Below are 24,560 nucleotides of genomic sequence, written 5' to 3'. Positions count from 1 at the left end.
CGAAGGGTTTCGGACGAATGCCAGCATCCCGATTGATTATTCTGGGCGTGGCTGCGGTCGCGGCGGGTGGCGCGGGCTACGTGGCGAAGAACATGGTCGTAGCGCCGCCGCCTCAGGTCATTGTCGATGCGCCCAAGCAGCCGGCGATCGCATTGCAGGACGTGCTGGTGCTTTCCGGTGACGTGTCAATGGGCAGCCAGCTCGGCAACAACATCAGCTGGGAAGAATGGCCGGCCGATGGCGTCAACGCCAATTTCATCACGCGCGCCGCCGAGCCTGACGCGATCGAAAAGCTCAAGGGCTCGGTCGCCCGCGTAGCCTTGTATACCGGCGAGCCGTTGCGGCGCTCCAAGCTGGTCGGCGAGGGGCAGAGCTTCATGTCGTCGATCCTGCCTTCCGGCATGCGCGCCGTCGCGACCGCGATATCGGCCGACACGTCCGCCGGCGGCTTCATCCTGCCCAACGACTTCGTCGACGTCATCATGACCCGCCGCTCCGACACCGGCAACGGCGGCAGCGGCTTCAACACCGAGACGATCCTCAAGAACATCCGCGTGCTGGCCATCGACCAGACCATCCAGGAAGACGAGGAAGGCAAGAAGACCAGAGTCGGCCAGACCGCGACGCTGGAGCTGACGCCGCAGCAGGCGGAAATCATCACAGTGGCGCAGCAGATGGCCGACCGCCTGACGCTGGCGCTGCGCCCGATCACCGACATCCATGAAAAGAATACGGGCGAGGCCGACTATCTGGTCAACGGCAACGGCCGACGCGGAACCGTGCGGCTGATCAAGTCCGGCGAGGTTTCCGAGGTGGGAGCAAGGAAATGAGGCTGAACGGTAAACTGCTGCCCTTCCTGGCCGCCGCGGCGATCGCTTTTTTCGTGCTCGGCACCGGCGCCCCGGGGCTGGTCGAAGCCAAAGCCGCGGGAGCCGGCGTGTCGGCTTCCGTTGCCACGCAGCGCGTCAAGCTCGGCCTCAACAAATCCGTTGTCATCGACTTGCCGAGCGACGCCTATGATATCCTCGTCGCCAATCCGGCGGTTGCCGATGCCGTGACGCGCACCGCGCGGCGCATCTACCTGTTCGGCAAGACGGTCGGCGAGACCAACATCTTCGTCTTCGGCCCCAATGGCGAGCAGATCGTCAGCCTGGATCTGGCCGTCGAGCGCGACGTCGCAGGGCTGGAAGACTATCTCAAGCGCTTCATCCCGTCCTCGCAGATCAAGGTCGAGCTTCTCAATGACAACGTCGTGCTGACGGGCATGGTCGACACGCCGCTCGATTCCAAGCGTGCCGTCGACCTGGCCACCATCTTCGTGTCCGGCGGTGAAGCGACGACGGGCCAATATTCGCAGACCGCCGCCGGCGGCTCGGTCAATGGCGGCGTCGACATAAACAATCCCGACCAGGAGCGCCGGACCTCCAAGATCGTCAACCTCTTGCAGATCATCGGCGACGACCAGGTGACGCTCAAGGTGACCGTCGCCGAAGTCAGCCGCTCGGTGATGAAGCAGCTCGGCGTCAACATGTTTGGCAGCGGCGAGAGCAACGGCATCAGCTGGATGTCGACAGGCGACAACCCGATGGGGCTCGGCAAGCCCCTCAGCAATTCGGGATTTAACATCGGCTCGTCCTCGCTGCAGGCCTATGTCAACGCCATGGAACAGTCGGGGGTGATGAAGACGCTCGCCGAGCCGACTTTGACGGCAGTTTCAGGCGAGAAAGCCACATTCAAGGTTGGTGGCGAGTACAATATTGTCTCCAGCCAGGCCATTACCGATCCTGACATCACCAAAGGCATTCCTGCGAAGCTGACGTACCAGCTCGACAAGGTCGATTACGGCATCGGACTGGAATTTCAACCGGTCGTCCTGTCCGCCGGTCGCATCAGCCTGAAGGTCCGGACGGCGGTTTCCGAGCCGACGACCGAAGGCTCCGCCGCATTTTCGACCGGCTCAAAGAACGTTCCCGCCGCGAACATTCTCTCTATTCGCAAGCGTCTCGCCGACACCACCGTCGAGCTCCCTTCGGGCGGCTCGATGATGATCGCAGGCCTTGTCCGCGACGATGTTCGCCAGGCTATCAGCCAGTTCCCTGGCTTGGGCAAGATCCCCGTCCTCGGCACGCTGTTCCGCAGCCGCGATTTTGTGCGCAACGAGAGCGAGCTCATCATCATCATCACGCCCTATCTGACGCGGCCGGTGGCGCGCAACGATCTGGCCAAGCCGGACGACAACTTCAATGCGGCAAGCGACGGCGCCGGCATGTTTCTCGGCCGCGTCAACCGCGTCTACGGCACCATGCAGACCGACAGGCCGGCCGGCCGCTACCACGGTGTCGTGGGCTTCATCTACAAATGAGTGGGAATGCGGATATGTCCAAGTCAGCATCGAAGGTCATGACGGTCCGGACAGCATCCGGTATCGCAAGGATCGGTCGGCAGGTGGTCCCGGCATTGGCGGTCATGCTTGCCGCGTCGCTCGCAGGTTGCGCCAACCGCGACAGCGTAACCGTCGGGTCGATCCCGGACGACTACCGCACGACCCATCCGATCGTCATTGCCGAGAAGAACCAGAAGATCGACCTGCCGGTCGGCGCCGGTGATCGCGGCATGACCGGTGCGCAGCGCGATACGCTGCTCGGTTTTCTCGACCGCTACGACAAGAGCGCCGCGCCGGCGCTGACGATCGCGATGCCGGCCGGGTCCGCCAATGAGCTTGCCGCCCGTGCCGCCGGTCGCGATTTTGCCAGGCTCGCCATGGCAGCAGGCGTCAAGCGCAACCGTATCGTCATGACATCCTATCAGTCGGCGGTGCCGGAGGCGTCAGCGCCGGTGCGCGTCGCCTTCGTCGCGGTGAGGGCCCAGACCGACAAATGCGGGCGTTGGCCCGAGGACATCCTGGAGACGTCGCAGAACAAGCACTACGCCGACTTCGGCTGCTCCTATCAGAACAACCTCGCGGCTCAAATCGCCAATCCCAACGATCTGATCGGGCCGCGCAAACAGTCCGACATCGACGCCGAAAATCGCGGCGCGGTGATCGATATCTATCGGAGCAGGGGCATCTCGGACGAGTTCCTCGCCAATTCGGAAGTAACCTACTGAGTTGCGCCGGACGACGAAGAAAGCAGTCACGGAAAGAGCATGACGATGAGCAATCTTGCCTACGACACGCCCGCGGAAACCGGCGACCTTTCGCAGCAGGACATCGCCGCCATGCAGGCGCTGCGCCCCGTGCCGCGCATTTCAATCCAGGCCTTCTGCGAGACCGAGGGGGTCGCCAACCCCGTCGAGCGCGCCGGCGAGGATCGCCGGATGGCCAAGGCCCATCTCAAGGTTCATATGGGCGGCATCCCGACCGCGATCGAGTTCTACCAGTCCGCGCCGACACCGAACCTGATCCTGCTGGAATCGCGCAGCGAACCGCAGCAGCTGCTCGAACAGCTCGGCCACCTCTCGGAATATTGTGATCCGTCCTCCAAGGTGGTGGTTATCGGCCACTACAACGATGTCGGGCTCTACCGCGAGCTGATCCGTTCGGGCATTTCCGAATATGTCATCGCGCCGGTCTCGATGACAGACATCGTCAGTGTCGTGTCGTCGATCTTCGTCGATCCGGATTCGGAGCCGATCGGCCGCTCGATCGCGTTCATCGGCGCCAAGGGCGGCGTCGGCTCCTCGACCATCGCTCACAATGTCGCTTGGGCGATGTCTTCCCTGTTCAAGTCCGAGGTCGTCATCGCCGATCTCGATCTCGCCTTCGGCACCGCCAACATCAATTTCGATCAGGATCCGGCGCAAGGCATCGCCGAGGCGGTGTTTTCACCAGAGCGGGTCGACGAGGTCTATCTCGACCGTCTGCTTGCGCAATGCGCCGAGCATCTGTCGTTGCTCGCAGCTCCCTCTACGCTTGAGCGCGTCTACGATTTCGAGTCCGAGGCCTTCGCGCAGATCATAGAGACAGCGCAGCGCAGCGCGCCTCTGCTGGTCCTCGATGTCCCGCACGTCTGGAGCGGGTGGACCAAGAGCACGCTGATCAAGGCGGACGAGATCGTCATCACGGCCACGCCAGAGCTCGCAAATCTTCGCAACACCAAGAACATGGTGGACATGCTGAAGCGGCTGCGTCCGAACGATCCGCCGCCGAAGCTGATCATCAACCAGGCGGGCGTGCCGAAACGGCCCGAGATCGCGGCGTCCGATTTCGCCGAACCGCTCGGCATCACGCCGATGGCGGTGATCAACTTCGAACCGCTGCTGTTCGGCAATGCCGCCAACAACGGCCGCATGCTCTCCGAGATGGACGCCAAGAGCCCGGTCGTGACCACCATCAATGAAATAGCGCATGTGCTGACCGGACGCAGCGAAATCAAGACAAGGAAGAAAGCAGGCCTGGGCTCGATCCTCGGCAAGCTCTCGCGCAACAAGAAGTGACGCTGATTGAGCGGCATCGGGTAGTCGATCATGTTTGGTAAAAGAGGCAAAGACGACGGCAGCCGGGCAACGCCCGAATTCCGTCCGCCGGCATCCGCTCCCGCCGCCGCTCCAACCGGGACGATGACGGCCGAACGACCGGTCGCGCCGCCGTCCGGCACGCCGGCCACGCCGCCGGCGCGCCGGCCCGTCGAGGCGCCGCCTATGGCGCCGGAGCCGCCGAGAAGGGTCCAGCGCGAGCGCTCCGAGACCTATTACGACACCAAAAGCCAGGTGTTTTCGGCGCTCATCGACACGATCGACCTGTCGCAGCTCGCCAAGCTCGATCCCGAAAGCGCGCGCGAAGAAATCCGCGACATCGTAAACGACATCATCGCGATCAAGAACTTCGCGATGTCAATCTCCGAGCAGGAAGAGCTGCTCGAGGACATCTGCAACGACGTTCTGGGCTATGGACCGCTGGAGCCGTTGCTTGCCCGCGACGACATAGCCGACATCATGGTCAACGGCTCCAAGAACGTCTACATCGAAGTCAATGGCAAGGTCGAACAGACCGGCGTCCGTTTCCGCGACAACCAGCAGCTGCTCAACATCTGCCAGCGCATCGTCAGCCAGGTCGGCCGCCGCGTCGACGAATCGAGCCCGATCTGCGACGCGCGCCTGCCCGACGGCTCGCGCGTCAACGTCATCGCGCCGCCGCTGTCGATCGACGGCACCGCGCTCACCATCCGCAAGTTCAAGAAGGACAAGCTGACGCTGGACCAACTGGTCAAGTTCGGCGCCATCTCGCCGCAAGGCGCGGAAATCCTCAAGATCATAGGCCGCGTCCGCTGCAACGTCGTCATCTCGGGCGGCACGGGCTCCGGCAAGACGACGCTGCTCAACTGTCTGACCAACTACATCGACCGCGAGGAGCGCGTCATCACCTGCGAGGATTCGGCGGAACTACAGCTGCAGCAGCCGCATGTGGTCCGTCTCGAAACCCGGCCGCCCAATCTGGAGGGCGAAGGCGAGGTGACCATGCGCGACCTGGTCAAGAACTGCCTGCGCATGCGGCCGGAGCGGATCATCGTCGGCGAAGTGCGCGGACCGGAGGTGTTCGACCTGCTGCAGGCGATGAATACCGGTCACGACGGCTCGATGGGGACGATCCACTCGAACAGCCCGCGCGAATGCCTCAATCGTATCGAATCGATGATCGCCATGGGCGGCTATTCCCTGCCGCAGCGGACGGTGCGTGAGATCGTCGTCGGCTCGATCGACGTGATCATCCAGGCGGCTCGCCTGCGCGATGGCTCACGCCGCATCACCCACATCACCGAAGTGGTCGGCATGGAAGGCGACGTCATCATCACCCAGGATCTTGTGCTCTATAACATCAAGGGTGAAGACGCCGGCGGCCGGCTAGTCGGCGAGCATGTGTCGACAGGCATCGGCCGCCCGCATTTCTGGGACCGCGCCCGCTACTATGGCGAGGAGCAGCGCCTCGCCAATGCGCTCGAGGCGATGGAGAAACGCGCTGACTGATGCATCTGGAGGTTGGAAGCAATTCCAGGAAAGGCGTGATGCGGTCGGGTTCGGTGACTTCTCCGTAACTTTCCGTCCGCAATTGCGTCAAGGCAAAGAGACAGGACGGTTCGCCGTTTCCTTGGAACGGCGAAATGCCCTAGGGACCCCGGTCGATGTTCGGAATTGACACCACCGTACTGGCTTTTATCGTGCTTGCCGGCTTCAGCGCCGGCGCGGTGGCCTATGCTTTCCTGTTCACGCGCATCGACAACGAGAAGCAGGCCGGCAAGCGGCTTCAGACCATCAAGACAGCCGAGACGGACCGGTCGGTGGTGAAAGCGACGCGCGACCGCGCCGCGGAGGCGGTCAAGCGGCGAAAAAATGTTCAGGACACGCTGAAGCAGCTCGACGAGAAGCAGAAGGCCAATGATCGCAACGTCAAGAAACCGCCGCTGAAGGTTCAGATCCGCCAAGCCGGCATGCAGGTTCCAATCGAGCGTTTCTATATCTATTCCGCTGTCTGCGGGATCATCCTGACGGCCGTTCTCTTTTTCCTCGGCGCGCCTCTATGGGCGCTGCCCGGGGCCCTGCTGGTGGGCGGCCTCGGCCTGCCGCGCTGGTTCGTGTCGTTTCGCCGCACACGTCGCACCAAGGCTTTCCTGGAAGAATTTCCGAACGCGCTCGACATCATCGTGCGCGCGGTCAAGTCCGGCCTGCCGCTCAACGATGCGATCCGCCTGATCGCCAACGAATCGCCCGAACCGGTCCGGTCCGAGTTCCGCCGCATCGTCGATTCCCAGCAGATGGGCATGTCGGTGCCCGACGCCGCCATGCGCATGCCCGAGACGATGCCGTGCAGCGAAGCCGGCTTCTTCGGCATCGTCATCCAGATTCAGTCGCAGGCCGGCGGCAACCTGTCCGAGGCGCTGGGCAACCTTTCGCGCGTCCTGCGCGACCGCAAGAAGATGAAGGCCAAGGTCCAGGCGCTGTCGATGGAAGCCAAGGCATCGGCCGTCATCATCGGCGCCTTGCCCTTCGTCGTCGCCTTCCTCGTCTATCTGTCGAGCCCGAACTACATCATGCCGCTGTTCACCACCAACGTCGGCAACCTGATCCTCGGCTGCTCGGGTGTGTGGATGTCGATCGGCATCCTGGTGATGCGCAAGATGATGAACTTCGAGGTGTAGGGGTGCGGATCCGGTGACAGAGCAGGTCGTCAAAACACTCACCGACCCTTCTTTCCTGATCGCGATGCTGGTCGGCATCGCCGTGTTCGCGACCGTCTTCACGCTCATGCCGGCGTTCGGCGGCACGTCGCTCAAGTCGCGCATGAAAAGCGTGGCGCTCGAACGCGACAAAATGCGCGCCGAGCAGCGTGCGCGGTTGGCCAACGAGGCCGACCGCCGCCGCAAGGGCCTGCGCGAGGAACAGTCCATCGGCATGCGCAACATCGTCGACCGCCTGGATCTCAGGCGGGCGCTTGCCGATGAAAGCACGATCCAGAAGCTCAAGGTCGCGGGCTTCCGCGGCCAGAACCCGCTGACGCGCTTCCTCTTTTTCCGCCTGGTCCTGCCATTCGTCGGTTTTGCCTTGGCGGCCATCTATCTGTTCATGCTCGGCGGCCTGCCGCAGCAGCCGGCCTTCATCAAGCTGTTCGTCTGTGTCGTTGTCGCCTATGGCGGCTTCTATGCGCCGATCCTCTACGTCAACAACCGCGCGACCAAGCGTAAGCAGTCGATCCAGCTGGCGTGGCCGGATGCGCTCGACCTGATGCTGATCTGCGTGGAATCCGGCATGTCGGTGGAAGCGGCCCTGCGCAGGGTTGCCGACGAGATCGGCACGCAGTCGGTTGCGCTTGCCGAGGAATTCGTGCTCACCAATGCGGAGCTGTCCTATCTGCAGGACCGCAAGAACGCCTATGAGAACCTGGCAAGCCGCACCGGCCTGGAATCGGTAAAGTCGGTGTCCCAGGCCCTGGTCCAGGCCGAACGCTACGGCACGCCGGTGGCGCACGCGCTACGCGTGCTCGCCTCGGAAAGCCGCGACATGCGCATGAACGCCGCCGAGAAGAAGGCCGCGGCACTTCCGCCGAAGCTTACCGTGCCGATGATCCTGTTCTTCCTGCCGGTTCTGTTCGCCATCATTCTGGGACCGGCCGGCATCCAGGTCAGCCAGCGCGGCATCTTCGGCGACCAGCACAGCTCCTCGAGCCAGTAAAGCAATTCCAGGAAAAGTGTCGAGCGGTTTTCCGCCCGGAATTGCGTAAGAACAAAGAGATAGGGCCGTTCGCTTCAAATCAAAAAAGCCGCGCTGGATCCGCGCGGCTTTTTTGATTTCAACGGTGGTCGATTGGCAATGCCGTCCGCGGTCAGTTCGTGGCGACCTTCGCCTTGTTCTTGTCCTGATCCTTCAATTGGCTCCAGGCGTTCTGCTGGGCAAGCATCTGGCGCAGGTAGGCGACGTTGGCCTGCGCCTGTTCGGGCGACAGTTCCTGCGAGGCGATCTTCTCGGCTTCGTCGAAGCGGCCCTCCAGGCCGACGACCAGCGCGAGGTTCTGCCGCACCCTGCTGTCGGCGCCGGGCTGCTGCGCGGCCGAGCGCATATAGGTTTCTGCCGTGCGCAGGTCGCCTTCGAGCACATAGGACATGCCGAGATTGGACAGCACCGAAGGCTCGTTCGGCTTCAGTTCCAGCGCCTTGCGATAGTCTTGCCGCGCTTCGTCTTTCTGTCCCATCTGGTCGAGAATGGCGGCTTCCGCCGACACCAGCTTCCAGTCCGGATATTCGGGCGTCTGCGCGCGCCGCACGGCATCGAGGGCCGGTTCGAACTGGCCGTTGGCGGCGAGCGCCTTGCCATAGGCCGCAAGCACCTCGCGATCCTTGGGATAGGCGATCGCCAGCTTGCGCATCACCGCCAGAGACTGGTCGGCATCGCCATCCATCTGCAGTGCCGCCGCGAAATTCATCGCGATGCGCTTGTCGCCCGGATTGCGGGCATAGGACTGGCCGAGCCTGGACGTGGCGGTACGCAATTCGCCGGACGACATCGTTTCCAGCGGCCTGTTGTCGGAGCGGGAGATGGAGCCCGTGGTGAACTTGCTGGTGCTGCCGCAACCCGCCACGCTGGCCGCCAGCGCCGCCATGAAAGCCGTGGTGATCAGACGCTTGGCTGTAAGGTTCAACGCTTCGGTCGGCATCGCCCGGTCTCCATTCCTGTGCGGCCATTGGCTGGCCGTCTTCCCTCCGGCAGAAATATTCTGTTAACCCTAACGGACCGTTAAGAAGCGCCGACTCGAACGGTTCGGCCGGAGATCATCGCATGCCTGTCGAACTCGTTGAGCAGAAGCCGGAAGTCGCCTTGCCTGTCTATCTGGTGGCGAAGGACGCCCTTGAAGCCGCGGCACTGCCGCCCTCCGCCATCGCCTGGGCAAGGGCCAACGGTTTTTCTGGCGAAGCAGGGCGCACGCTGGTCTTGCCGGGCGAGGGTGGCGGCCTTGCCGGCGCGTTGTTCGGCACAGGCGATGGCGAGAGCGTTCTTGCCCTCGGCGCGCTCGCAAGGGCGTTGCCGGAGGGCGACTGGCATTTCGCGTCGCGCCCGGCGCAACCCGATCTCGCGGCGCTCGCGCTTGTCCTCGGCGGCTATGTCTTTACTCGCTACGGCAAGAAGCCCGGCAAGGCTTTGCGCTTCGCGCTTCCGGAGGGCGCCGACGCGGCGCATGTCCGCCGTGTCGCCGACAGCGTGTTTCTGACACGCGACCTCGTCAACACGCCGACCAGCGACCTCGGTCCGGTCGAATTGGAAGAAGCCGCCCGAAAACTGGCGACCGCCCATGGCGCCGATATCTCGGTGATCCATGGCGACGATCTCCTGATGCGGAATTTCCCGATGATCCACGCCGTCGGCCGGGCCTCGACCGGCGCGCCGCGGCTTATCGACATAACTTGGGGACCGGGCGACGCGCCGAAGGTGACGCTGGTCGGCAAGGGCGTCTGCTTCGATACCGGCGGCCTCGACATCAAGCCGTCGTCGGGCATGCTTTTGATGAAGAAGGACATGGGCGGCGCCGCCAGCGTGCTGGGCCTCGCCGCCATGATCATGGCGGCGAGACTGAATGTCCGGCTGCGCGTGCTGATCCCCGCCGTCGAGAATTCGATCGCCGGCAATGCCTTCCGGCCCGGCGACGTGCTCAGGAGCCGCAAGGGCATCACGGTCGAAATCGGCAACACGGACGCCGAAGGCAGGCTGATCCTGGCCGATGCGCTGGCGCTGGCCGACGAGGAGCAGCCCGCTTTGCTGGTCGACATGGCGACGCTGACCGGAGCCGCCCGCGTCGCGCTGGGGCCCGATCTGCCGCCTTTCTACACCAACGACGAGACGCTTGCCGCCGACCTGGCCGCGGCGTCGGTCGCGGTCGAGGATCCACTGTGGCGCATGCCTTTGTGGCGACCCTACGATGCAAAGCTTTCCTCGAAGATCGCCGACATCAACAATGTGACGACGGACGGCTTTGCCGGATCGATCACCGCCGCGCTTTTCCTCAAGCGCTTTGTCGAGAAGACTGACAGCTGGGCGCATTTCGACATCTTCGCCTGGAACCCGGCCGACCGACCCTACGGCCTGACCGGCGGCGAAGCGCAAGGCATTCGCGCGCTGGAGCGGATAATTACGCAGCGATTTGCCTAGGCCGGAAGACCAAGGTGGCAGATCGTCACTGAAACGGAACCGAAACAATTTGCCGGCATGCTTGGGCGATGTCGATCTCGATGCGCCCGAGCCAGGCCTTGCGACTGTGGCAGCAGGTGATGCTGGCGCAGGTGCGCGACGGCGAGCCCGATCTCACCATGCGCCAGACGGCTATCCTGTTCACCATCTATCTCGATCCGCCGCCCCATACGGTGCGCGGGCTGGCCGCCAAGCTCAACGTCACCAAGCCGGTCATCACCCGGGCGCTGGACACGATGGGCGCGCTGAAGCTGGTCTCGCGCCACCGCGACGAGCTCGACAAGCGCAACGTGCTGATCCGGCGCACGGTGGAAGGCGCGCTCTTTGTCGAGCGCTTCGGCGATGGTATCGTCGCCAGGGCGCACGAACTGCCCATCTGACCTCATTGCCCTTATCTGATATGACTGGATTATCGATTTGACCGCCAGGGATGCCCGCCTTCATGCCTTCCGCTCCGACCTTGCCGATGCGAGGCTGAAGGGCGAGGTCGCCGCCGACCGCTTCGTCACCGGCCGCCCGGCGCGGATCACGGCCGCTGTCGCCGACCTGCGCAAGGCGCCGCGCCCCGACGCGGGCGTCAACACGCAGGCGCTGTTCGGCGACGACGTGCTCGTTTTCGAGGACGCGGAAGGCTGGGCCTGGGTGCAGGCCGAGCGCGACGGTTATGTCGGCTATGTGGCCGACAATCTGATTGGGGCACGCGAACAAGCGCCCACGCATGTCGTCTCCGTGCCGCGCACCTTCCTCTATCCCGGACCGGATCTGCGCTTTCCGATCAACGGGCAGCTGTCGATGGGCTCGACAGTGACGGTAACCGGCTCGGCCGAAACGCGCGGCACGCATTATGCGCTGCTGCCCTCCGGCCAGGCGATCGTCGCCCGCCATCTGCGGCCGATCGCCGAGCTGGCCAAGGATTACGTCACGGTCGCCGAAAGCTTCCTCGGCACGCCTTATCTCTGGGGCGGTGCCTCCGGCTTCGGCATCGATTGCTCCGGCCTCGTGCAGTTGGCGATGCGCATGACGGGCAAGGATGTCCTGCGCGACTCCGATATGCAGGCGGCGTCGATCGGCACGCCGTTTGAGCCGGGTCCGGACTATTCAGGTCTCCGGCGCGGCGATCTCGTCTTCTGGAAAGGCCACGTCGCGATCATGACCGACGAAAGAGACATGATCCACGCCAACGGCCACACCATGCTGGTCTCGCGCGAGGGCCTTAAAGAGGCTGTCGACCGCATCGGCTATCTTTATGGCGGTCCGACTGGGTTTCGGAGGCCGTAGCGCCTTCACCTCTCCCCCTGTGGGAGACGTCGGATTGCCCCGATTTGTCCTTCACAAATCGGATGGCAATCCGGGTGAGGGGTAGCTTGGCGTCAAGCTTCATCGTCGTCCCAAGCCCCCGCGTCTCACTCCGCTGGAACACCCCTCATCCGTCTTGCCGCTACGCGGCAATCCACCTTCCCCCACAAGAGGGGAAGGAAGAATCGCGCTGATCCCCTTTTGTTCCGATTTTCCTTGGCGATTGCTTGCTGCCGCGCTACCTCTTGCGCGTGACCGAGCAGCCGCGCCTTGCCGAGCAGAATGCCGCCGTCCTGCTGCCTGAGCCATTCGTCAGATGGTTCGGCGAAAAGGGCTGGTCGCCGCGCGTCCATCAGCTCGAGCTGCTGTCGAAGGCTCAAAGCGGCCAGTCGGTGCTGCTGATCGCGCCGACCGGCGCCGGCAAGACATTGGCCGGCTTCCTGCCCTCGCTGACCGAACTGGCCAGCCGTCCCAAGCGAAAGCCGGGCGAAGCCCGCCGCGGCATCCACACACTCTACATTTCGCCGCTGAAAGCGCTGGCCGTCGACATCGAGCGCAATCTCGGCAAGCCGGTCGAGGAGATCGGCCTGCCTGTCACCATCGAGACGCGCACCGGCGACACGCCTTCGCATAAGCGCCAGCGGCAGAAACTGGCGCCGCCCGACATATTGCTCACCACGCCCGAGCAACTCGCCTTGCTGATCGCTTCAAACGACGCAAAGCGCTTCTTCGAGGACCTGCGCTATGTCGTGCTCGACGAATTGCATTCGCTTGTCACCTCGAAGCGCGGGCATCTGCTGGCGCTTGGCCTTGCACGATTGCGCGCTTTTGTGCCCGGGTTGCAGACCATAGGCCTGTCGGCGACCGTGGCCGAGCCGGACGAGTTGCGTCGCTGGCTGGTAAGCCAGGCTTCTCCAGGCGCCATGTCCGAGCTCATCGTCGTGACCGGCGGCGCGAAGCCCGAGATATCGATCCTCGACTCGGAAGAGCGGGTGCCCTGGGCCGGTCACTCCGCCCGCTACGCCACGCCTGAGATCTACCGCGAGATCAAGCGGCACAAGACCACGCTGCTGTTCGTCAACACGCGCAGCCAGGCCGAGCTGTTGTTCCAGGAGCTATGGCGCGTCAATGAAGACACGCTGCCGATCGCGCTTCATCACGGATCGCTTGATGTCGCCCAGCGCCGCCGCGTCGAGAAGGCCATGGGCGAAAACGCCTTGCGCGCCATCGTCGCCACCTCGACATTGGATCTCGGCATCGACTGGGGCGATGTCGACCTGGTCGTGCATGTCGGTGCGCCGAAAGGCGCCAGCCGGCTCGCGCAGCGCATCGGCCGTGCCAACCATCGTATGGACGAGCCCTCAAAGGCGATTCTCATCCCGGCCAACCGTTTCGAGGTGCTGGAATGCCGGGCGGCGCTCGATGCCAATTATCTCGGCGCCCAGGACACGCCGCCGCTGGTCAATGGCGGGCTCGACGTGCTGGCCCAGCATGTGCTGGGCTGCGCCTGCGGCGCGCCGTTCCATGCCGATGTGCTCTTCGAGGAGATACGGACGGCCGCGCCTTACGTCAGCCTGGACAGGCCGACATTCGATCGGGTCATCGACTTCGTCGCCACCGGCGGCTACGCGCTGAGAAATTACGAGCGCTATGCCCGCATCCGTCAGACCAAGGAAGGCTTATGGCGGGTTTCAAATCCGGCCGTCGCCCAGCAATACAGGCTGAATGTCGGCACCATCATCGAAGTGCCGGCGCTCAATGTGCGCTACGTCCAGGCCGGCAGCAGAGGGGCGGCCTCGCGCGGCGGCAGGGTGCTGGGAAAGATCGAGGAAGCGTTTCTGGAGACCTTGACCCACGGCGACACCTTCATGTTCGGTGGCAAGATCCTGCGTTTCGAAGGCATTCGCGAGAACGAGTGCTTCGTCTCGAACGCGCCCGGCAGCGACGCGAAGGTGCCCTATTATGGCGGTGGCAAATTCCCGCTTTCGACCTATCTCGCCGAGCAGGTGCGGGCCATGCTCGATGACCCGCAACGTTGGAAGAAACTGCCTGAGCAGGTCGCTGACTGGTTAAGATTTCAGGCGGACAAGTCCGTTTTGCCGAAACGCGACGACCTGTTGATCGAGACTTTTCCACGCGGCAACCGCTACTACCTCGTAGCCTATCCGTTCGAGGGCAGGCTCGCGCATCAGACACTCGGCATGCTGCTCACCCGCCGGCTGGATCGGGCGGGAGCCAAGCCGGTCGGCTTCGTCGCCACCGATTATGCGCTGGCCATCTGGTCGCTGGCTGACATGGGCTGGATGTTCAAGAACAGAAAACCGTCGCTGGCCACATTGTTCGATCAGGACATGCTGGGCGATGATCTCGAAGCCTGGTTCGCCGACAGCTGGCTGCTGAAGCGCACCTTCCGCAACTGCGCGCTGATTTCCGGACTGATCGAAAAGCGCCACCCGGGCAAGGAGAAAAGCGGCCGCCAGGTGACCGTTTCGACCGACCTCATCTATGACGTGTTGCGCAGCCATGAACCCGACCATATTCTGCTGCAGGCCACCCGTACGGATGCCGCGACCGGGTTGCTCGATGTCAGCAGACTTGCCGAGATGCTCTCGCGCATCCGCGGTCGAATCATGCATAAGAATCTTGAGCAGATATCGCCGTTGGCCGTGCCGATCATGCTCGAGATCGGCAAGATGCCGGTGAATGGCGAGGCGGACGAGACGCTGCTGATGGATGCCGCCACTCTCGTCGAAGAGGCCATGGGGCCGGAGATGGCGGACTGAAAGAAGGCCTAAGAGGGGATGAATTTTTCGCTGTCGCGCGCAACGCTGATCGCCGAGGCCGACACTGTCGGCATCGCCGGCGAGCGCGCGGTCTGCGACCGGCGCGGCGTGCTCTATTTCCCCGATCTGCGGCTGCTCGCGGTCTCCGACCTGCATCTCGAAAAAGGTTCGTCCTTCGCCAGGCGCGGCGCGCTGATCCCGCCCTATGACACAGGCGCGACCTTGCTGCGGCTTCAGGCGGTGATCGCCGATTACCAGCCGCGGATCGTCGTCAGCTTGGGTGATTCCTTCCACGACGGCGGCGGTGCCGAGCGCATGCATCTGAGTTTCCGCGAAAGGCTGGAGGCGATGATGGCCGGCCGCGATTGGTTCTGGGTCGCCGGCAACCACGACCCGGATGCGCCAGCCGACCTGCCAGGCGAGACCGTGCGGGAACTCGCCATCGGCTCGCTGCTCTTCCGTCACGAGCCGTCGAAGGTCCGGGTGGAGGGCGAGATCGCCGGCCATCTCCATCCGTGCGCGCGCATCGTCCAGCGCGGGCGCTCGGTCAGGCGGCGCTGCTTTGCCGGCGACGGCGGCCGCATGATCATGCCGGCCTTCGGCGCCTATACCGGCTCGCTCAACGTGCTCGACCGCGCCTATGCCGGCCTGTTCCGGCTGGAGACGCTGATGGCCTATATGCTGGGCGCCGAGCGCATTTTTGCTATCTCCGGCTCGATGCTCAGGCCGGGCTGAAGCTTACTCCCTGCCATAATAGAGGGTGACCGTATGCTTCGCCTCGGCGAAGAACAGCCAGCGCTCGACCAGCATGCCGGCGAGTTGCGCGACGGCTGCAAGCATGGATGCAATTGCGCTTAAGGGCCTTGGTAGGAAGTACGCGATCGCCAGCAGAATGGCTGGCACTGCGAATGCCAGCACCTGCGTGATCAGCCGCAGCTTGGCGCTATGCTTGCGCGCGATGCGAAAGCCCATTTCCTTCAGCAGGTAGTTCTCTTCGGTATGCGGCCACTCGATGGAACGCACCGTGCCGCCGGCAAGGCCGGTCGCTGTGTTGGCGGTGGTCGGGATTTCCAGCCGGTCATTGTAGCGCCAGGTCGCAAGCTTCCAGCCCCAGCCGGCGAGCGTGGCAAGCAGAGCCCAGGCCAGCATCGCCGTCGAACCTTGCCTGAATCCTTGGAGTAAGGCGTTGGCGAGAACGCTACCGGTCATCGCCGCGAAGATGAGATAGGCCGGCAAAGTATAGCGACTGTGCCACTGCGCGATCGGCTTCAACGAAGCATAGATCATGCCTGTCGTGCAGATTGTCATGACCGCGCCTGCCGCCGCCAGCAGTCCGGCGACCGCCACCCATCCGCCGCTCTGCCCGAGAAGCACCCAGCCTATGCCGAACAGCGCGGCCGGAATGAAGGTTGCGACCGACGCCACGCCTTCGCGCGACAGCCACGAGCTGCGCCATTGCGAGAAAGCGCGCCAGGCTCGCTCAGGGCGGCCGAGATGGCCGGTCGAGGAGAGCAGGCCTGCAACAACAAGGCCGAGCGCCAGCCCCATGCCGACAAGGCCAAGCCAGAAATCGGCCGGGATCACGCCAAATCCGCCAAGCAGGCCGAGCAGTGCCAGCAGGCCGTAGCCGGCGCCGGTGGCAGTGGTGAAGAAGACGACCGAGAAGGCGGGATGCATGATCAGTTCGAAAGCATGCGGTCGATCCAGCCGAGGAAACCGCCCTCGGCCCGGATCGGCTCCAGCGCCGGCGCGTCCACCTTCGCCGGGCGTTGGCTGCGGGCGCGCGGCGGCAGATATCTGTTGGTCGGCTGGTAGCCGAGCTCCGGCATCAGCGCGACGCCGCCACGCTCCTCGACAAGCTGCGAAATCGCCGAGGCCGGATCGCCGAAATCGCCGAAATGCCGGGCGCTGGTCGGGCAGGCGGCGACACAGGCGGGCACCCGGTCCTCCTCAGCCAGATTGTCGTTGTAGATCCGGTCGACGCACAGCGTGCATTTCTTCATCACGCCGACATCGGTGTCGAATTCACGCGCGCCGTAAGGACAGGCCCAACTGCACAATTTGCAGCCAATGCACTTGTCCTCGTCGACCAGCACGATGCCGTCCGAGGCGCGCTTGTAGGAGGCGCCGGTCGGGCAGACGGTGACGCAGGCCGGCTGCTCGCAATGCAGGCAGGAGCGCGGGAAGTTCACCGTGCGGCCGCCTTGTTCCGTCGTGTGCTCATAACTATGCACCCGGTTGAACCAGACGCCGTCGACATGCCCGCCATAGGGATCGATGTCGGTCAGCGGCGCCATGTGGCCGCCAGTGTTCCACTCCTTGCAGGCGGTGACGCAGGCCTGGCAGCCGACGCAGGTGTCGAGGTCGATGACGAGGCCGAGTTTTTTCTCGGTTCGAGCGGGAAGACAGGTCATTCGGCGGCTTCCCTCTTCATGCGGAATTCCGCGCCGAAGCGAAGCACGTCCGGCGAAGGCTCGAAATGCGGCGGCTGGGCGAAACGCTCGAATTGCGGCTCCGTCAAGCCGGCTTCTTGCGCCGCGCATTTGACGATCCGCACGCGCACGTCAAACCACGCGGCCTGTCCGGTGACCGGATCGGAATTCGAATAGCGCTTGCCGTTGGCATCGGCCGCCGTCTGGTCGCCGATGATATGGTTGAGCAGGAATCCGCGATTGCTCTCCGCCGCATCGTCCTTCAGGCCCCAGCTGCCGCGCCGCTTGCCGATCGCGTTCCAGGTCCACACCGTATCCGGGTTCACGCCGTCGATCAGCTTAATCTGGCCTTTCACCCTTCCGTTGGCGCTTTCGATCCACACCCAGTCGTCGTCGGAAAGGCCAAGCTCGGTGGCGGTCTGCCTATGCACGAACAGCCGGTTCTGGCTGGTGATCTGCCGCAGCCACGCATTTTGCGAGCCCCAGGAATGGTACATGTGCATCGGCCGCTGCGTCAGCGCATGCAGCGGATATTTTTGCAGGTCGACGGTACTGTCCTCGAAGGGCGCGTACCAGAAGGGCAGCGGGTCCATATAGGCCTCGATGCGGCCGCGCTCGGCGTCCGGCGGCTGCACCTCGCCATGGCCGCGCCCGGCAAGCCTGAACCGCTGCATCGGCTCCGAGTAGAGCTGGAAGACGATAGGCTCGGCCTTGGAAATGAAACCCATCTCGACCGCGAAATCGAGATAAGCGCGGTTGCCCATCTTGTAATAGCGCTGGTCGTCGGAAAAATCGTGGTGCCAGAAGCCGCCATTGTCGATGTACCGCTGCAGCTGGTCGGGGTTGACATCGCCCCTGCCGATCGAGTCGCCATTCTCGCCACGCCAGCCGGCTAAAGGGCCGATGCCGGGGGTGCGTTCGTGATTGACGATATAATCGGCATAGTCGCGGTATTTCGCCGAACCGTCCTCGTCGACGAAGCCGGGCAGGCCAAGCCGCGCGCCGAGCTCGATCAGCACCGACTGGAACGGCCGCACGTCGCGGTCCGGTTGCACCACGGGATGGCGGATGGCGTCGCCCGGACCGTCCGCATGGCTGATCGGCCGGTCGAGCAGGCTGATGCAGTCATGCCGCTCGAGATAGGTGGTGTCTGGCAGCACCAGGTCGGCGAACGCCACCGTCTCGGAATAATAGGCGTCGGAATAGATGATGAAGGGGATCTTGTAGGCCCCCGCCTCGTCCTTGTCGGTCAGCATGGCAATCGTCTCGACCGTGTTCATCGACGAGTTCCACGCCATGTTCGACATGTACATCATCAGTGTGTCGATCGGATAAGGATCGCCGGCCCAGGCATTGCGGATCACCGAGTGCATCAGCCCGTGCGCGGCCAGGGGTGCTTCCCAGGAATAGGCTTTGTCGATGCGGGTGGGTCGGCCGGCCTCGTCGACGAGAAGATCGTCCGGGCCGCAGACGAAGCCGAGCGGCATGCCGTCCAGCGGCGTCATCGGCCGAACATTTTTTCCGCATGGCTTCGGCTCCGGCGGCGCCGGGCGCGGGTAGGGCGGCTTGAAGCGGAAGCCGCCCGGAACGTCCACCGTGCCGAGCAGCACCTGCAGGAGGTGGATGGCGCGGCAGGTGTGAAAACCGTTGGAATGGGCCGAGATGCCGCGCATGGCATGCATCGAGACGGGTCGTCCCTTGATCGTCTCGTGTCGCCGGCCGGCCCAATCGGTCCAGGCGATCGGCAGCTCGATCGGCTGCTCGAAGGCGACATGCGCCAGCTCCGCCGCGATCCGCCGGATCGTGTCGGCGGTGACGCCGCAGCGCGCCGCTACCGCGTCCGGCGAATAGGTCTCGTCAAGATAGCGTTCGGCGATGAGCTGGAACACAGGCACACAGCGCTGTCCGCCGATCTGATAGCTGCCGGTCAGCGCCGGTTTTGCTTCGGGGTCGGTTGCGTTGACCGGCTGCTTGGCCACTCTGTCCCAAGCAAGCGGATTGCCGTCGCCGTCTCGCACGAACAGCCCGTCGTCGGCGGTCCCCGGTTCCTGCACGACCAGCACCGGCGCGTTGGTGTAGTGCAGCAGATAGTCGAGGTCGATGCGGCCGGCCTTGAGCAATTCATGGACAAGCGCCAGAACGAACAGCCCGTCCGTGCCTGGCCTGATGCCGATCCAGTCGTCGGCGATGGCATTGTAGCCGGTGCGGCAGGGATTGATCGAAACCACCTTGGCCCCGCGCGCCTTGAGCTTGCCGAGGCCGATCTTGATCGGGTTGGAATCGTGGTCCTCGGCGACGCCGAACAGCATAAAATATTTCGTGTTGTCCCAGTCGGGCTCGCCGAACTCCCAGAACGAGCCGCCGATCGTATAGAGCCCGCCGGCCGCCATGTTGACGGAGCAGAAACCGCCATGTGCGGCGAAATTGGGCGTGCCGAACTTCGACGCCCACCAGCCGGTCAGCGATTGCGACTGGTCGCGCCCGGTGAAGAAGGCAAGCTTCCTCGGATCGGTGCGGCGGATCGCCGACAGCCTCTCGGTGGCGATGGTCAGCGCTTCCTCCCACTCGATCTCGCGGAATTCGCCGGAGCCGCGCGGACCTGTGCGCAGCAACGGCTTCTTCAGCCGCGCCGGGCTGTAATGCTGCATGATGCCGGCGCTGCCCTTGCCGCAGATCACGCCGCGGTTCACCGGATGGTCCTTGTTGCCGTTGATGTAGCGCACCTTGCCGTCCTTGATGTGGACGTCGATGCCGCAGCGGCAGGCGCACATGTAGCAGGTGGTCTTGGCGATGCGGTCGGAGACGCTTGGCGAGGTCTCGACGCCATCGCCCTCCTCCGGCGCTCGGCTGTCCGCCAGCGGCCGTTGCGAGGGGGCGGAATTGGCGCCGCGCGGCTCGGCCCTGCTCATGATCCGCGAACGCTCTTGCCGCTCGCCATCTTGGCCTTCGTCTTGGGGCCGGGGCCGCGCATGTAGTGGAGCTCGGGATGATAGCGCTCACCGGCGAGCTGCCGCTTCAGCCGGCGGCTCCAATGCGCGAATAGGGATTTGAAGCGCCCTGCCATTTCCCGCTCTTGGCCTCTGACGACCAGTTTTTTCCAATTTCCTGCAAAAACTTAGAACAAAGCTATTGATGCGTCTAACAAGCAGCTCTTGTAATTCCGATCGATTTTGCTTCTTAGTTAGCCATGACCCTCGATCAGTTGCGCATCTTCGTCGCCGTCGCCGAGCACGGCCATATGACCAAGGCCGCCGAGCGGCTCGGCATCTCGCAGTCGGCGGCGTCGGCCGCCATCCGGGCGCTCGAAAGCCAGCACGGCGTGCGCCTGTTCAACCGGGTCGGCCGCAACATCGAGCTGGCCCAGACCGGCCACCGCTTCCTGCCGGAGGCGAAGGCGGTTCTGGATCGCGCCGCGGCGGCCCGTGGCGTGCTGGAGGATGTCTCGCAGACCGTCGCCGGCAGCCTGTCGATCGCGGCCAGTCAGACCATCGCCAGCTACTGGCTGCCGCGCCGCCTGGCGTCCTTCCACGAGGCCTATCCTGCCGTGAAGCTCAGCGTGACAATCGGCAACACCAGGCAGGTCGAGACCAATGTGCTGGACGGCAGGGCCGATTTCGGACTGGTCGAGGGCCGCACCGAGTCCGACATCCTGCGCCGCGCCACGGTCGACGAAGACCGTCCGATGCTGGTCGTCGCGCGCGCGCATCCCGAAATCCCGATGACGCGGGCGGGGAACCTCGACATCAGGGCGCTGCGCTGGATCATCAGGGAAGGCGGGTCGGGCACGCGCGAGGCGCTGGAGGATTTCGCGCTCAGCCAAGGGGTCCCGCCGGCGGAGCTCCAGATTTTCCTCGTCCTGCCCAGCAACGAGGCGGTGCGCCAGGCCGTCGAGGCTGGCGCGGGGGCGACGATCATCTCGGAACTGGTGGTCGCGCGCTCCCTGGCGGAAGGCAGCCTCAGGGCCGTGCCGGTCGAATTGCCGAAGCGCGACTTCGCCATGATCACCCACCGCGACCGCCAGGCGAGCCTCGCGCAGATGGCGCTGAAGGCGCATCTCACCGGCAAGGCGGATGCCTCGGCGCGCGCGGAATAATCAGGCATATTTGCGCTGCGCATCCAGCGCGAGGCCCAGGCCGACCGAGCCGAACATATCGCCTTCGATGACCGCGGCCTGCGGCACCAGCGCCAGAATCTGCCGTTTCGCCAGCGGGATGGCGGTCGAACCGCCGGTGAGGAACACGGCGGTGATGGCCGAAGCAGGGATGCCCGCGTCGGCGATCGTGTGTTTGACCGTCGCGGCCACGCGTTCGATGTCGCCGCTGATCGTTTCCTCCAGGCCGGCGCGTGTGATCTCGGCCGCGAAGCGCGCGCCGGGTAGCGACACCTTCACTTCGGCCGAGGCTTGGTCCGTGAGCGCGATCTTGGCCCTTTCGACCAAGCCCGCCATCGCATGGCCGTAGCGATGCTCGACGACGTGGATGAAGCGGTCGACGAGGTCGGCCCGCTCGGCCTCGTAGCGGATCTGTCGCAGGTCGTTCATCGCCTTGGCGGTGTAGACGAGGTTGATGCGCTGCCAGGTCGCAAGGTCGATAAAGTAGGCCGCGGGCAGGTTCCGCTTGTGGTCCTTGGTCCGCGTCAGATAGCCGAGCTCGGGCATGACATGGGCGATGCTGAGCAGCCGGTCGAAATCGGTGCCGCCGATATGGATGCCCCGGTTGGCTAATATGTCGGCCTTGCGGTCGGTCGAGCGGGCGCGCTCCGGTGAGACTCGTACGATCGAGAAATCGGAGGTGCCGCCGCCCATGTCGACGATCAGCGCCAGCTCCTCGCGGGAAACCTTCTGCTCGTAGTCGAGCGCCGCCGCGATCGGCTCGAACTGGAAGGCGATGTGCTTGAAGCCCTGCGCGCGGGCGGCCTTTTCAAGTTCGCCTTGCGCCTTCGCATCGGCAGCCGCGTCGTCGTCGACGAATTGCACGGGCCTGCCCAGCACGACGTTGTCGACCGGACCGCCGGCATCTTCTTCCAGCCGCTTCTTGAGGTGGTCGATGAACAGGCCGACGATGTCGATGAAGCCGATCTGGCGTGCCTTGATGCGCGTCTTCTCGTTGGCAAGCGAGCTGCCAAGCACGCTCTTCAGCGAGCGCATCAGCCGGCCTTCGATGCTGTCGGTGTAGTCGCTGATCGCACGGCGGCCGAAATAGGTGTAGCCGTCCTCAAAGTTGAAGAACACGGCGCTCGGCAGAGTAGGCTGCTCGCCCTCCAGCGCCACCAGCCGCGCCCGGCCGTCGCGGATCACGCCCACGGTCGAATTGGACGTGCCGAAATCGATGCCGCCGAATGCCGATCGCATCGCAGCCTCCTGTCTTTGCTTCATGGCGGCAGATCGTCGGCGACGCGTTGCGCGCCGTCATCCGAGTGCCGGACCGCTCTGCCGAAGTCGAAATGTGTGTGCTTATCCCTAGGGCTGGGAGGCGGCGATGTATCGCAAAACCGGGAAAAGGGAAACCCTGTTTCGAACGGAAAACGGGTCTTCCGATTCTTCCCGAAGCATCAGTCCTTGCGGAAGATGAGCCGGCCCAGCCAGCCGGTCAGCATGGCCAGCGATATCGCAAACACACCGTAGAGGAACGAATCGTCATGCGCGACGCGGAAGACCGATTGCTCGAAGCCGGATTTGCGGATTTCGAGCTGGGCCGAGCTTTCCTTGACGAACATGCCGCTCTTGAACAGGAACGCGCGGGCTTTATGGGTTCCGACCGGCACGTTGGGCGCGAGGCGCACGGTGGCGCGAAACAGGTTCTGCGACAGGAATTGCACGCCGCCGACATTCTCGCTGTAGAGGCCGGTCGCTGCCTTGCGGTCGCGGAGCGCGGCGGTGAATTCCTCGATCGTCGCCGGGCTGTCGGTCTCGTCGGCGGGCTTCATGTAGAGGTTCTGCGCGCCCAGCGAGAGCTGCTTGTATTTGGCGGGCTCGGCGATGTCCTGCAGCGGTCGCGTCGTCGCGACGGAATAGGAAACCGGCACGTTCTCGAACGTCTCCGAATCCAGATTGATCCAGACGCCGAGCACCCGGTCCTTGCGCCGGACGACGACCGGCCTTGGCGGCCCTTCGAGCACGACGATCACGTCGTAGCGCCCCTGGCGCGCGATCAGCGGATCGGGATTCTCCAGCGATCCGAAGATCGTCAGGTCGGCGCCGGAGAAGCCCGCCGTGATGGAAATGGCATCCGTCGACAGGCCGATCTGAATGCTTTCGGCGGGCGGCGTCTGCGCCGTCGCCGGGGAAAGGGCAAAGAGCATCGACAACGAGACGGCGGCTGCAAATGCTCGTCGCGCCGCCATCAGTTGAGCCCCGCGGCGGACAGAGAATAGAGATTGGGCGGCGTCACGAAGAGATCGGCGGCAAGGCGGATGGCGACGGCCAGCACCAGCATCGCCAAAAGGGCGCGCAGCTGTTCGCCGCGTAGCCTCTGGCCGGCCTTGGCGCCATATTGCGCGCCGGCGACGCCGCCGGCCATCAGCAGGAAGGCCAGGATCACGTCGACCGTCTGGTTGGTCGTGGCATGCACCAGCGTCGTATAGGCCGAGGTGAAGATGATCTGGAACAGCGAGGTGCCGATAACGACATTGGTCGGCACCTTGAGCAGATAGATCAGCGCCGGCACCATGATGAAGCCGCCGCCGACGCCCATGATCGACGACAGGAAGCCGATCCCGGCGCCGAGCCCAAGCACCGGGATGACGCTGACGAACAGCTTCGAGGCGCGGAAGCGCATCTTGAACGGCAACCGATGAATCCAGTTGTGCTGTCCGGATTTCTTGAGCACGGGTGCGGCGCCGCTGCGGCTGGCGCGCAGCGCGTTGACGCTTTCGAACAGCATCAGCCCGCCGACCGTGCCGAGCAGCACGACGTAGAGCAGCGAGATGAACAGGTCCAGCTGGCCGAGCCGGCGCAACAGCGCAAAGACGAAGATACCGGCCGTCGAGCCGACGATGCCGCCGGCCAAAAGCACGCCGCCCAGCTTGAAGTCGAGCGTGCCGCGCTTGAAATGCGAAAGCGCGCCGGAGAAGGAGGAGGCGATGACCTGGTTTGCGCCGGTGGCGACGGCGATTGCCGGCGGGATGTTGTAGAAAATCAGAAGCGGCGTGATCAGGAAGCCGCCGCCGACCCCGAACATGCCCGACAGGAAACCCACCGCGGCGCCCATCGCGAGCAGCACGAAGATGTTGACGGAAATTTCCGCGATCGGGAGATAGATGCCCACCCGTCTGTCTCGATCAGTTTGTCTGCCGGCGCACAGTGCCGTCCCCGGACAGTAAAGCACCGAAAAGCCAATTTTTTCTTGCGCCGGGGGGGGGGGGGGGGGGGGGGGGGGGGGGG

The 24,560-nt window shown here is 64.2% G+C and carries 21 protein-coding genes; 13 read left to right on the top strand and 8 right to left on the bottom strand.

The genetic code is table 11. The features are described 5' to 3' along the window. The first annotated feature begins 17 nt into the window (after positions 1-17). The 7 genes from cpaB to LB515_RS25895 all read left to right on the top strand — a co-directional run bounded on the left by cpaB (position 18) and on the right by LB515_RS25895 (position 8,163). Complete coding sequence (gene cpaB, locus LB515_RS25925; RefSeq protein WP_224709406.1) at positions 18-830, top strand: Flp pilus assembly protein CpaB; 813 nt, start codon at positions 18-20, stop codon at positions 828-830. Beyond that, the gene (locus LB515_RS25920; protein ID WP_224709405.1) at positions 827-2,362 is read left to right on the top strand and encodes a type II and III secretion system protein family protein; all 1,536 of its coding nucleotides are present in this window, start codon (positions 827-829) and stop codon (positions 2,360-2,362) included. The genes cpaB and LB515_RS25920 overlap by 4 nt, the downstream gene beginning before the upstream one ends. 14 nt (positions 2,363-2,376) lie before the next feature. Then, positions 2,377-3,108, top strand: coding sequence for a CpaD family pilus assembly protein (locus LB515_RS25915; RefSeq protein ID WP_224523399.1), 732 nt, complete (start codon positions 2,377-2,379; stop codon positions 3,106-3,108). Between the two features lie 45 nt (positions 3,109-3,153). Next, positions 3,154-4,437, top strand: coding sequence for a CpaE family protein (locus tag LB515_RS25910; protein WP_176476963.1), 1,284 nt, complete (start codon positions 3,154-3,156; stop codon positions 4,435-4,437). A 30-nt stretch (positions 4,438-4,467) separates the two neighbouring features. Beyond that, complete coding sequence (locus tag LB515_RS25905) at positions 4,468-5,964, top strand: CpaF family protein (protein ID WP_224709404.1); 1,497 nt, start codon at positions 4,468-4,470, stop codon at positions 5,962-5,964. Between the two features lie 155 nt (positions 5,965-6,119). Next, positions 6,120-7,133 carry a type II secretion system F family protein gene (locus tag LB515_RS25900; RefSeq protein WP_095765926.1) on the top strand — a complete coding sequence of 338 codons (1,014 nt, stop codon included), beginning with the start codon at positions 6,120-6,122 and terminating at the stop codon, positions 7,131-7,133. A 13-nt stretch (positions 7,134-7,146) separates the two neighbouring features. Then, positions 7,147-8,163, top strand: a complete 1,017-nt coding sequence (locus LB515_RS25895; protein ID WP_140845674.1) for a type II secretion system F family protein — start codon at positions 7,147-7,149, stop codon at positions 8,161-8,163. Between the two features lie 151 nt (positions 8,164-8,314). On the opposite strand, the gene LB515_RS25890 is transcribed toward LB515_RS25895, so the two are convergent. Beyond that, the gene (locus LB515_RS25890; RefSeq protein ID WP_224709403.1) at positions 8,315-9,142 is read right to left on the bottom strand and encodes a tetratricopeptide repeat protein; all 828 of its coding nucleotides are present in this window, start codon (positions 9,140-9,142) and stop codon (positions 8,315-8,317) included. A gap of 122 nt (positions 9,143-9,264) precedes the next feature. Between LB515_RS25890 and LB515_RS25885 the strand changes: the two genes are divergently transcribed. The 5 genes from LB515_RS25885 (at position 9,265) to pdeM (ending at position 15,482) form a co-directional block, all read left to right on the top strand. After that, positions 9,265-10,629, top strand: a complete 1,365-nt coding sequence (locus tag LB515_RS25885) for a leucyl aminopeptidase family protein (protein ID WP_224709402.1) — start codon at positions 9,265-9,267, stop codon at positions 10,627-10,629. Between the two features lie 68 nt (positions 10,630-10,697). Beyond that, positions 10,698-11,048, top strand: coding sequence for a MarR family winged helix-turn-helix transcriptional regulator (locus LB515_RS25880; protein ID WP_040985896.1), 351 nt, complete (start codon positions 10,698-10,700; stop codon positions 11,046-11,048). 37 nt (positions 11,049-11,085) lie between these two features. After that, positions 11,086-11,946, top strand: a complete 861-nt coding sequence (locus LB515_RS25875; protein WP_224709401.1) for a C40 family peptidase — start codon at positions 11,086-11,088, stop codon at positions 11,944-11,946. Positions 11,947-12,215: 269 nt separating this feature from the next. Beyond that, the gene (locus tag LB515_RS25870; protein WP_224709420.1) at positions 12,216-14,747 is read left to right on the top strand and encodes a ligase-associated DNA damage response DEXH box helicase; all 2,532 of its coding nucleotides are present in this window, start codon (positions 12,216-12,218) and stop codon (positions 14,745-14,747) included. 18 nt (positions 14,748-14,765) lie between these two features. Beyond that, positions 14,766-15,482 (top strand): ligase-associated DNA damage response endonuclease PdeM, encoded by a 717-nt coding sequence (gene pdeM, locus LB515_RS25865; RefSeq protein WP_224709400.1) that lies wholly within the window; start codon positions 14,766-14,768, stop codon positions 15,480-15,482. 3 nt (positions 15,483-15,485) lie between these two features. Here the strand turns inward: pdeM and LB515_RS25860 are convergent, their stop codons facing one another. Genes LB515_RS25860 through LB515_RS25845 form a run of 4 tightly spaced genes read right to left on the bottom strand, consistent with a single transcriptional unit; the run spans position 15,486 to position 20,243 of the window. Beyond that, entirely contained in the window at positions 15,486-16,424 is a 939-nt protein-coding gene (locus LB515_RS25860; RefSeq protein WP_224709399.1) for a dimethyl sulfoxide reductase anchor subunit family protein, read from the bottom strand. A 2-nt stretch (positions 16,425-16,426) separates the two neighbouring features. Then, positions 16,427-17,161 (bottom strand): 4Fe-4S dicluster domain-containing protein, encoded by a 735-nt coding sequence (locus LB515_RS25855; protein ID WP_224709398.1) that lies wholly within the window; start codon positions 17,159-17,161, stop codon positions 16,427-16,429. After that, positions 17,158-20,088 (bottom strand): molybdopterin oxidoreductase family protein, encoded by a 2,931-nt coding sequence (locus LB515_RS25850; RefSeq protein ID WP_224709397.1) that lies wholly within the window; start codon positions 20,086-20,088, stop codon positions 17,158-17,160. Before LB515_RS25850 ends, LB515_RS25855 begins: the two co-directional genes overlap by 4 nt. Continuing rightward, the gene (locus LB515_RS25845) at positions 20,085-20,243 is read right to left on the bottom strand and encodes a hypothetical protein (protein WP_224523418.1); all 159 of its coding nucleotides are present in this window, start codon (positions 20,241-20,243) and stop codon (positions 20,085-20,087) included. Before LB515_RS25845 ends, LB515_RS25850 begins: the two co-directional genes overlap by 4 nt. 123 nt (positions 20,244-20,366) lie before the next feature. On the opposite strand from LB515_RS25845, the gene LB515_RS25840 reads away from it, so the two are divergent. Then, the gene (locus LB515_RS25840) at positions 20,367-21,272 is read left to right on the top strand and encodes a LysR substrate-binding domain-containing protein (protein WP_224709396.1); all 906 of its coding nucleotides are present in this window, start codon (positions 20,367-20,369) and stop codon (positions 21,270-21,272) included. Here LB515_RS25840 and LB515_RS25835 read toward each other — a convergent pair whose 3' ends face one another. From LB515_RS25835 to LB515_RS25825, 3 genes are all read right to left on the bottom strand, one after another. After that, positions 21,273-22,529: an Hsp70 family protein gene (locus tag LB515_RS25835; RefSeq protein WP_224709395.1), complete on the bottom strand. Its 1,257-nt coding sequence runs from the start codon at positions 22,527-22,529 to the stop codon at positions 21,273-21,275. Between the two features lie 200 nt (positions 22,530-22,729). Beyond that, complete coding sequence (locus LB515_RS25830; protein WP_095765916.1) at positions 22,730-23,521, bottom strand: TIGR02186 family protein; 792 nt, start codon at positions 23,519-23,521, stop codon at positions 22,730-22,732. Next, entirely contained in the window at positions 23,521-24,444 is a 924-nt protein-coding gene (locus LB515_RS25825; protein ID WP_095765915.1) for a sulfite exporter TauE/SafE family protein, read from the bottom strand. The genes LB515_RS25830 and LB515_RS25825 overlap by 1 nt, the downstream gene beginning before the upstream one ends. Positions 24,445-24,560 lie beyond the last annotated feature (116 nt).

Source organism: Mesorhizobium sp. CA15, from assembly GCF_020165215.1.
Taxonomy (GTDB): Bacteria; Pseudomonadota; Alphaproteobacteria; order Rhizobiales; family Rhizobiaceae; genus Mesorhizobium.
This window is presented reverse-complemented; position numbering and strand designations above follow the sequence as displayed.